Here is an 8692-nt window from a genome sequence, read left to right on the forward strand (position 1 = left end):
CCGGCAGGGACGGCGCCGGCAGGGACGGCGCCGGCAGGGACGGCGCCACCGCCGACAGCGCCGGCCAGGACGGCGTCGTTGCCGCCAACGCCGGTGGGAACCGCGCCGCCCCGGGCGGCGCCGGCCGCGACGAGGTCGAGCGCGACGTCGACGATCATGTCCTCCTGGCCGCCGACGAGGCCGCGGCGGCCCACCTCCACCAGGATGTCGCGGGTGTCCAGCCCGTGCTCACGGGCCGCCCGCTCGGCGTGCCGCAGGAAGCTGGAATAGACACCGGCGTAGCCGAGGGTCAGCGTCTCCCGGTCCACCCGCACCGGCCGGTCCTGCAGTGGGCGGACGATGTCGTCGGCGGCGTCCTGGAGCGCGAACAGGTCGCAGCCGTGCTGCCAGCCCAGCAGGTTCGCCACCGCGATGAACGCCTCGATCGGGCAGTTGCCGGCGCCGGCGCCCTGGCCGGCGAGCGACGCGTCGACCCGGGTGACACCTTCCTCGACGGCCACCACCGAGTTGGCCACGGACAGCGACAGGTTCTCGTGGGCGTGCACACCGATCTGGGTGGCCGGGTCGAGGACGTCCCGGTAGGCGCGGACCCGGTCGCGGACGTCGCCCATCGTCAGGCGCCCGCCGGAGTCGGTCACGTACACGCAGTGCGCGCCGGCGTCCTCCATGATCTTCGCCTGCCGCGCCAGCTCGGCCGGAGGTGCCAGGTGGCTCATCATCAGGAAGCCGGAGACGTCCATACCGAGCTCGCGGGCCCGGGTGATGTGCTGCGGGCTGATGTCGGCCTCGGTGGCGTGGGTGGCCACCCGCACGGACCTGACGCCGAGGTCGAAGGCCCGTTCAAGATGGTGGATGGTGCCGATGCCGGGCAGCAGGAGGGTGGTGAGCACGGCGTTGGTGATCACCTCGGTGGCCGCGGAGATCCACTCCCAGTCGCTGTTGCTGCCCGGCCCGTAGGTCAGGCTGGCGCCCGCCAGGCCGTCGCCGTGGGCGACCTCAATGGCGTCCACACCGGCGGCGTCCAGCGCGGCGGCGATCGTGCGTACCCGCTCCGGGGCGAGGCGATGACGGATGGCGTGCATCCCGTCCCGAAGGGTCACATCCTGGATGTAGAGCCTGGGCGGGGTCACAGGGCCACCTCCGAGCTGACTGGAACGGCTGACACCGCCGGTGACGCTGCCGGCTCCCCCACCGTCGCGGGCCACGCGACGGCCGGCGACCCCGCGGCGGACAGTCGTTCAGCGGTTTGTAGCGCGGCCGAGGTCATGATGTCGAGGTTCCCGGCGTATGCCGGCAGGTAGTGGGCGGCTCCCTCGACCTCCAGGAAGACCGACACCTTCCAGGCCGGCCGCGGGCCGGCGTCGCCGATCAGGGTTCGCAGCGGCTCGTCCGGGTCGACAGGGGCGATCTGGACCTGCTGCTTGAGCCGGTATCCGGGCACGTAACGGGCCACCTCGGCGGCCATCGCGGCGATGCTGGCGCGGATGTCGTCGGGGTCGGCGTCGTCCGCCAGGCACAGCACGGTGTCACGCATGATCATCGGCGGTTCGGCCGGGTTGAGGACGATGATCGCTTTCCCGACGTCCGCGCCGCCGACGACCTCGATGGCGCGCGCGGTGGTCTCGGTGAACTCGTCGATGTTCGCGCGGGTGCCCGGGCCGGCCGACTTCGAGGCGATCGACGCCACGATCTCCCCGTAGCGGACGCGGGTCACCCGGGACACCGCGGCGATCATCGGGATGGTGGCCTGCCCGCCGCAGGTCACCATGTTCACGTTGGGCGCGTCGAGGTGCTGGGAGAGGTTGACCGCCGGGACGACGTACGGCCCGATCGCGGCGGGGGTCAGGTCAACCAGCCGCTTGCCGTACCCGGCCAGCGCGCGCGCGTTCGCCACGTGGGCCTTGGCCGACGTCGCGTCGAACACGACGCCGATCTCGTCGAAGCCCGGCAGGTCGATCAGGCCCTGGACCCCGTTCGCCGTGGTCGGCACCTTCAGGCGGGCCGCGCGGGCCAGCCCGTCCGAGGCGGGATCGATGCCCACCATGGCCGCTATCTCCAGCGTGGACGAGAGCCGCATGATTTTGATCATCAGATCGGTGCCGATGTTCCCCGAGCCGATGACCGCGACCTTGGTGGTGCTCATGAAAGATCCTTCCGGAAGGATGCGGTGACGGTGCCAAGCCCGGTGATGGTCGCCCGGTAGGTGGTGCCGGGCGTCACGGGGACCATCGGGCCGAGCGCGCCGGAGAGGACCAGATCGCCCGCGCGCAGCGGGGATCCGAACTCCCGGGCGGTGCGTGCCAACCACAGCAGCGCCTGGCACGGATCCCCGAGGCAGGCCGCGCCGACACCCTCGGAGACCACCCGCTCGTCGGCGGTCATGGCCATGGTCAGGGTGGTCAGGTCCAGATCGCCGAGCGGCTGGCGGTGGGCGCCGAGGACGAACAGGCCGCAGGAGGCGTTGTCCGCGACCGTGTCGACGATGCTGATGTCCCAGTTCGCGATCCTGCTGTCGACGATCTCCAGCGCCGGCAGGACCTGGGCCACCGAGGCCCGCGCCGTTTCAAGATCAAGATTGGGTTGGTCGAGGTCGGCGCCGAGGACGAACGCCACCTCGGCCTCGATCCGCGGCTGGAGCAGGTCCGCCGGGTCGATCGGGGAGCCCTCGGCCCTGGCCATGTCGGCGAAGAGCACACCGCTGTCGGGCTGGTCGACGCCGAGCTGTCGCTGGACCGCGGGGGAGGTCAGTCCGATCTTGTGCCCGACGAGGCTGCGGTGGGAGCCCACCGCCGCCCTGGTGAGCAGCTGCTGCACCGCGTACGCGGCGGCGATGTCCGACTCGCCCAGCAGGTCCCGCACGGGCGGACAGGGTGTGCGCTGCCGGGTCGCCGCCGTCAGCCGGTCGGCTGCCTGCCGGTACCGCTCCAGGTCGGGCACGGTGCCGGCGGATGTGGGTGAGCTCGTCATGGTGACACGTACTCCCGATGTGCTGAAGCTTCCTGCCCTGAGGATCTTCCTGTCCGAAGCTTCCCGCCGGCGGTACGGCCGTGCCGTCGCCGGCAGGGCCGCGCCGCCGGCACGGCCGCCGGTCAGCCCATGCTGCTGCCGCCGTTGACGCTGAGGACCTGCCCGGTGACGAACCCCGAGTCCTGACGGGCCAGGTATGCCACGGCCGCGGCGACGTCGTCCACGTCGCCGGGCCGGTTCAGCGGGATCAGCTCGACGGCGCGGTCGATGACGTGCACCAGCCGGTCCGACAGCGAGCCCGCGCGCAGGCCCGCGTCAAGCTCCGGAGTGCGCACGTAGGACGGGGCGACGACGTTGACGGTGATCCCGGCGGTGGCGAACTCACGCGCCAGGCCGGTGGTCAGGGCGTGCACCCCGCCCTTGGCGGCGTTGTACACGGCATGGTCCACCAGCCCGTTGCGCACCGACTCGGCACCGATGCTGATGATCCGGCCGTACCCCCGGGCGGCCATGTGCGGCAGCACCGCCAGCGTGCAGCGCAGCACCGTCCACAGGTTGTTGTCGATCGTCGCCCGCAGGGTCTGCTCGGTGTGTTCCAGCGTCGGCCTGATCACCCCGCCGCCGGCGTTGTTGACCAGGATGTCGACGCCGCCGAAGGCGTCGACCGCCGCCCGCAGCAGCTCCTCGCCCGCGCCTGGCCGGGACAGATCCCCGACGTGCCCGGCCAGGTCCACACCGGTGCGGTGGTCGCCCAGCTCGCCGTAGGCGCGCTTGAGCTCCTCGGTGTGCAGGGCCGCGACCAGCACACGGGCCCCGTCGGCGAGCAGCCGGCGCGTGATCCCCAGCCCGATCCCGGTCGCCCCGCCGGTGACCACCGCAGTGCGGCCCTGCAGCGGGGCAGTCACAGGATGATCGCCAGGTCGCCGGCCGGGCGCAGGGTCGTCATGTCCAGGACCACGCGCTTGGACCGGATCCGCAGCCGCCCGTCGATCGCGACGAACCGGTAGTGGTACTTCCCCACGTAGTAGGACGCCTTGCCGTTGCGGAACCGCCACACCGTGAAGGACGCCACGACCGGCAGCTCGTCGCCCTCCCGCACGCCCACCACGACGTTGCTGAACTGGTGGTTCGTGCGCGAGTGCGGGTACTCGCGGTGCGCCCGGCGGCTGTTGAGGCGCTCCACCCGCAGCCGCAGGCGCAGTTCGTCGTCGTCGATGAGGACGAGGTCCCGGGCGGGGTCGCCGTCCGGGCTGTCGTTGCACGGCACGACATAGGACGCCTCGGGCGCGAACAGCGTGAGCCAGGTGTCGAGATCCCAGGCGTCGAGTAACTGGGCCTCCAGGCAGAGGAAGTCCTCGATCCGCGACCGACCGAGCGCGTCCAGGTCGACGACCTCGTCGGGTCGGACCGGCCAGGTCGGCCAGGTGGGTTGGGCCGGCTGCGCGGTCTGGGCCGCCTCGGCGGGCCGGGCGGCCGGACTGGCCGGGGCACCTGTGGTCGTGGTCATCGGGACTCCCTCTCCCCGTAGCCGGCCGTGCCCATCTGCTGGCTCCAGCGTCGCCAGAAGGCGCGCATCTGCGCCTCGTCGTTGGCCGCGGGGGTGCGGGCCATCCCGCGGGAGATGTCGTTCCACTCCACGCCGCCGCTGGTGAACCCCTGCTGGCAGGACTCCAGCGCCTCCAGGTCGTCCGGGGTGGCGAAACCGGCCGGGCCGAGGAAGGTCAGGAAGCTGTCGAGCCGGCGCTGGCGCAGCTGGGCGAGCTCGTCGCGGGGCGCGAGCTCCCACGCGGTGACGTCCATCCGGTTGGGTGCCAGCGGCATGAAGGTACGCACCGTGATCGCCATGATGTCGTTGACGACCAGGTTCGGGTAGATCAGCAGGTTGCGGTTGGTGTCGGCCATCCGGCTGCCGCGCACCTCGCCGTGCCGGGAGATCAGGTCGGCGCGCATGCGGGCGATCTCCTCCCGGGAGTCCTCGCCGAACAGCGGCTCCCACTTGGCGATCGGCCGCCCCCAGGGGGCCCGGTACTCCAGCACGGCGTGCCCGTTGCCCAGGTCGTAGGAGGTGCCGTTCACTCCGCCGGCGAGGTCGGTGCCCAGCGCCAGCAGGTACTTGAAGTAGGTGTCGTGGGTGGAGACGGCGTGGTAGCCGTCGATGCTGTTCTCGGCGAGCAGCTTCCAGTTCGCCTCGATGCAGTACTCGTTGGTCCCCTTGATGATCTCCATTTCCCCGTCGGTGGAGTCGATCACCAGGTCCAGGTACTCGATCGCGCCGGCGAGGTAGCTGACCAGGTCCTCGATGTCCGGGTCGAAGCTGGCGAACACGAACCCCCGGTAGCTTTCCACCCGGGCCACCGGCCTGAGGGACAGCGCGGCCAGATCGAGCTCCCCGCCGTACGCGTCCCGGTCGGGGATCCCCATCAGGCGTCCTTCGGAGTCGAAGGTCCAGGCGTGGTAGAAGCACGAGAACGCCTTGGCGTTGCCGGCCGGCTGCCGGCAGACCACCGCGCCCCGATGGGTGCAGGTGTTGTGGAAGACGTTTATCCGGCCGCTCTTCGCCCCACGGACCATGAACACCGGCCGGCCGCCGATCGGCCGGNNCCGCCGATCGGCCGGCGGACATAGTCTCCCGGCCTGGACACCTCGGACTCGTGGCCGACGTAGAGCCACGAGTGGCTGAACACCCGGTCCAGCTCCGCGCGGAACACCTCCGGTGAGGTCATCGTCGAGCGATGGACGCGGAACCGGTGCTGGTCGGTGTCCTCGTCGACCAGCGGAAATCGGTTGTCGGTAGCGGGCGCCGCGTCGAGCAGCGCCGTCGACACTCTTGGTAATTCTGATGTTCTCGATATGGAAGTCACGGGATCATCTCCGCGGGAAGATCACGAACGGACGGCGGACGGGCGCGCCAGGAAACGGCGCACGATCTCGGAGAAGTCGTCGGCACGCTCGATCTGCGTCCAGTGCCCGCAGCGGGCGAAGACCGCCAGGTCGGCGTCGGGCAGCAGGCGGACCATGTTCCAGGCGACCTCGACCGGGACGACCTTGTCCTCCCGTCCGTGCACCAGCAGTGTCGGGGTGGTGATGGTGACGACCTCGTCCGCCTCGATGGCGAGCTGGCTGCCGGCGTGGCGGGGGCTGAAGAACATGTCGCGGTAGGCCTCGAAGGCGCCCGGGGCGACGCTGGCCTCGTGCCGGATCCGCACCAGGTCGTCGGTGATGATGGTCGGGTCGACCGCGAAGCAGTCGAGCAGCAGCCGGCGCATGTTCTCCAGCGACGGCTCGTACTCCCGCAGCGCGCGCAGACCCTCGGTGGGCGTCATCCCCACGCCGGGGACACCCATCAGCACCATCCGGCCCAGCCGTTCGGGGTGCTGCGAGGCCATCCCCAGCGCGATCCGCCCGCCAAGCGAGTTGCCGACCACCGACACCCGCTCGAGCTCGAGCGCGTCCAGCAGCGCCCAGGTGTGGTCGATCCAGGTGGCCAGCGAGTAGTGGATGTCGGCGGGCCGTTCGGTGTGGCCGAAGCCGACGATGTCGGGGGCGATCACCCGGAACTGCTGTGCCAGCACGGGGATCGTCAGACGCCAGTTCGCCCACGCCGAGACCCCGGGCCCGGATCCGTGCAGCAGCAGCACCGGGTCCCCGGAGCCGAGGTCGTGGTAGTGCGTCGGGATGCCACCGGCGTCGACCGTCCGCCCGGTGGCCTCGTCGGTGACCGTCGTTGCGCTCACAGACCGGCCTTTCCCTCGAAGATCGCGAAACACTTGTTGGAGTTGAAGACGTCGGTGACCACGAAGGTGGACCAGCTCAGCGGCATGCCGAGCTCGTCCATGGCGCCGGCCAGGCAGAACCAGTTGAGCATCTCGTGCTGTCCGGCCCGCACGATCTGAGCACTGGTGACGCTGGTCCACGTCGCGTAGTCGCCCCGCACGAACGCCTCGTACAGCCGCAGGTCGGCCGCGGTGTCGGGGCGCAGGTGCCAGGAGGCGTCGGTGAGGAACGCGTGCGACCAGCTGGACGAGGCCACCAGGGCGATCCGCTTGTTGCCGTGGTTCAGCGCGCGCGCCACCGCCCGCCCGAGGTCGAAGCAGCGCGCCGGGGACGGGCCGACCGGGTCCAGCTGCTCGTCGCGGATCTCGGCGAACCGGGCCAGCGCGCCCCGGCGGGCGATCGCGTGCTGGCCGTAGCAGTTCACCGTGATCGGCAACAACCGGTAGGGGAACTCGGTACCGGCGTGGTCGTAGTCCAGGAACAGCTGGGTGTTGACGATCGCGTGGGGGAAGTGGGCACCGACCCGCTTCCGGTAGGAGTAGGCGACGTCGAAACCGTCCTGGAGCAGGTCGTCGGTGAGCGCCCGGGCCGCGGCGGCGTCGGAGCGCAGGGCGAACGTCATGTCGTCCGGCCGGCCCCAGGCGTTCGGGCTGCCCCGTTCGTTCATCAGCGCGAACGGGTGCACCTCGGTGTCGTCGTAGGCCAGCACGCAGAAGGGCGGTATCACCTCCTCCCGGAAGTTCTCGTACTGGTCGTCGCCCCACACCACGAGCAGGTCCGGCTGGAAGGCGTCGAGCGCGGCCCGGCACCGGGCAAGGCCCGCGCGCAGCTCGCGGCGGTGCTCGGCGGCGGCCGCGACTCCCTGGTCGTCAGCCCACTCCCGGCGCATCAGCTCCGGCCAGGACGCCGGATCCTTCTCCGCCTCGGGGATGTCGGGATCCTGCAACGTCCACCGCAGCAGCCCGGCCATGTGCTCGTCGGTGCCGGCGAGTAACGGATAATGGGTCAGCCCGAGCCCGAGAAACTCCGCCATGTCTCACTCCTTTGGTTCGCCCGGACGGCCCGTTGGCACGAGCCGTCTGTCCAGGCCGATGAGCTCGAGCGCGTTCTGCCGGCCGATGGCGGCCCGCAGGCCGGCGGTCAGCCGCTCGTGCGGCCCGGCGAGCACCGCGCCCGCCGGGCTCTCCCGCGCTGCGAAGGGATAGTCGGTACCGAGCAGGACGTGCTCGGCGCCGAAGCGCGCCACCGCCAGCAGCAGGCTGTCCACGTCGTAGGTCAGCGAGTCGCTGTAGAACGAACGGGCCAGCGCGCTCGGTAACTGGTCCGCTGGCAGCGCCGGATCGCTGATGAGCCGGCCCCGGTCCAGCCGGGGCAGCAGCCACGGCAGGCAGCCACCGCCGTGCGCCAGGCACAGCCGCAGCCCCGGCCGGCGTGCGGGGGCACCGCCGGCCAGCAGGCCTGCGATCGCGATCCCGGTCTCGGACGGCATGCCGGCGCCGAAACCCACCCCGAGCCGGGCCAGCCGCGGATCCAGCGTCGAGTCGGCGGGATGCACCAGCACCAGGGCGCCGAGCTCCCCGGCGGCGGCGAAGAACGGGTCGAACTCGGGGTCACCCAGCTCGGCCTGGCCGACCCGGGTGCCGATCTCGACACCGAGGAAGCCCAGCTCCCGCACGCACCGGTACAGCTCGGTGACGGCCGCGGCGGGATCCTGCAACGGCACCGCGCCCAGGGCGCGGAAACGCCGGGGGTACTCGGCGACCAGCGAGGCGAGGAAGTCGTTCTGCGACCGCGCGAGGACCGCCGCGCCGCCGGCCGGGGCGTCATGACAGAAAGTGATCGGGATCGGGGACAGCACCTGCACCGCGACGCCTTCGGCGTCCATGTCGGCCAGCCGGCGCCGCGCCGACCAGCAGCGGTCGTCGATGTCGCGGTACGGCCGCCCGCCGAC

Annotated in this window: 9 protein-coding genes; all 9 read right to left on the bottom strand. The window is 71.5% G+C overall.

The annotated features are described in order from the left end of the window. Nucleotides 1-1082, bottom strand: a 1082-nt coding sequence (gene dmpG / locus FrCorBMG51_RS12640; RefSeq protein ID WP_420848611.1) for a 4-hydroxy-2-oxovalerate aldolase, incomplete at its 3' end; no start/stop codon positions are given. Between the two features lie 44 nt (nucleotides 1083-1126). Then, the gene (locus FrCorBMG51_RS12645) at nucleotides 1127-2143 is read right to left on the bottom strand and encodes an acetaldehyde dehydrogenase (acetylating) (protein ID WP_047223256.1); all 1017 of its coding nucleotides are present in this window, start codon (nucleotides 2141-2143) and stop codon (nucleotides 1127-1129) included. Then, nucleotides 2140-2967, bottom strand: a complete 828-nt coding sequence (locus tag FrCorBMG51_RS12650; protein ID WP_047223257.1) for a 2-keto-4-pentenoate hydratase — start codon at nucleotides 2965-2967, stop codon at nucleotides 2140-2142. The genes FrCorBMG51_RS12645 and FrCorBMG51_RS12650 overlap by 4 nt, the downstream gene beginning before the upstream one ends. 122 nt (nucleotides 2968-3089) lie before the next feature. Continuing rightward, nucleotides 3090-3872 (bottom strand): SDR family NAD(P)-dependent oxidoreductase, encoded by a 783-nt coding sequence (locus tag FrCorBMG51_RS12655; RefSeq protein ID WP_047223258.1) that lies wholly within the window; start codon nucleotides 3870-3872, stop codon nucleotides 3090-3092. Beyond that, nucleotides 3869-4474, bottom strand: a complete 606-nt coding sequence (locus tag FrCorBMG51_RS12660; protein ID WP_175648336.1) for an aromatic-ring-hydroxylating dioxygenase subunit beta — start codon at nucleotides 4472-4474, stop codon at nucleotides 3869-3871. Before FrCorBMG51_RS12660 ends, FrCorBMG51_RS12655 begins: the two co-directional genes overlap by 4 nt. After that, nucleotides 4471-5538 carry an aromatic ring-hydroxylating dioxygenase subunit alpha gene (locus FrCorBMG51_RS12665; RefSeq protein ID WP_235433531.1) on the bottom strand — a complete coding sequence of 356 codons (1068 nt, stop codon included), beginning with the start codon at nucleotides 5536-5538 and terminating at the stop codon, nucleotides 4471-4473. Before FrCorBMG51_RS12665 ends, FrCorBMG51_RS12660 begins: the two co-directional genes overlap by 4 nt. Nucleotides 5539-5849: 311 nt before the next feature. Beyond that, nucleotides 5850-6701 (bottom strand): alpha/beta fold hydrolase, encoded by an 852-nt coding sequence (locus tag FrCorBMG51_RS12670; RefSeq protein WP_047223259.1) that lies wholly within the window; start codon nucleotides 6699-6701, stop codon nucleotides 5850-5852. After that, nucleotides 6698-7774, bottom strand: coding sequence for a DODA-type extradiol aromatic ring-opening family dioxygenase (locus tag FrCorBMG51_RS12675; RefSeq protein ID WP_047223260.1), 1077 nt, complete (start codon nucleotides 7772-7774; stop codon nucleotides 6698-6700). Before FrCorBMG51_RS12675 ends, FrCorBMG51_RS12670 begins: the two co-directional genes overlap by 4 nt. Nucleotides 7775-7777: 3 nt before the next feature. After that, the coding region (locus tag FrCorBMG51_RS12680; protein WP_047223329.1) for an amidohydrolase family protein at nucleotides 7778-8692 on the bottom strand (915 nt) is incomplete at its 5' end.

The sequence above is a fragment of the Protofrankia coriariae genome (assembly GCF_001017755.1).
GTDB classification, from domain to species: domain Bacteria; phylum Actinomycetota; class Actinomycetes; order Frankiales; family Frankiaceae; genus Protofrankia; species Protofrankia coriariae.

Bases quoted from the DNA above. Each gene is read 5' to 3' on its own strand.
- FrCorBMG51_RS12665 (WP_235433531.1), bottom strand. From the start codon at position 5,538: ATGGTCCGTGGGGCGAAGAGCGGCCGGATAAACGTCTTCCACAACACC.
- FrCorBMG51_RS12650 (WP_047223257.1), bottom strand. From the start codon at position 2,967: ATGACGAGCTCACCCACATCCGCCGGCACCGTGCCCGACCTGGAGCGG.
- FrCorBMG51_RS12675 (WP_047223260.1), bottom strand. From the start codon at position 7,774: ATGGCGGAGTTTCTCGGGCTCGGGCTGACCCATTATCCGTTACTCGCC.
- FrCorBMG51_RS12660 (WP_175648336.1), bottom strand. From the start codon at position 4,474: ATGACCACGACCACAGGTGCCCCGGCCAGTCCGGCCGCCCGGCCCGCC.
- FrCorBMG51_RS12645 (WP_047223256.1), bottom strand. From the start codon at position 2,143: ATGAGCACCACCAAGGTCGCGGTCATCGGCTCGGGGAACATCGGCACC.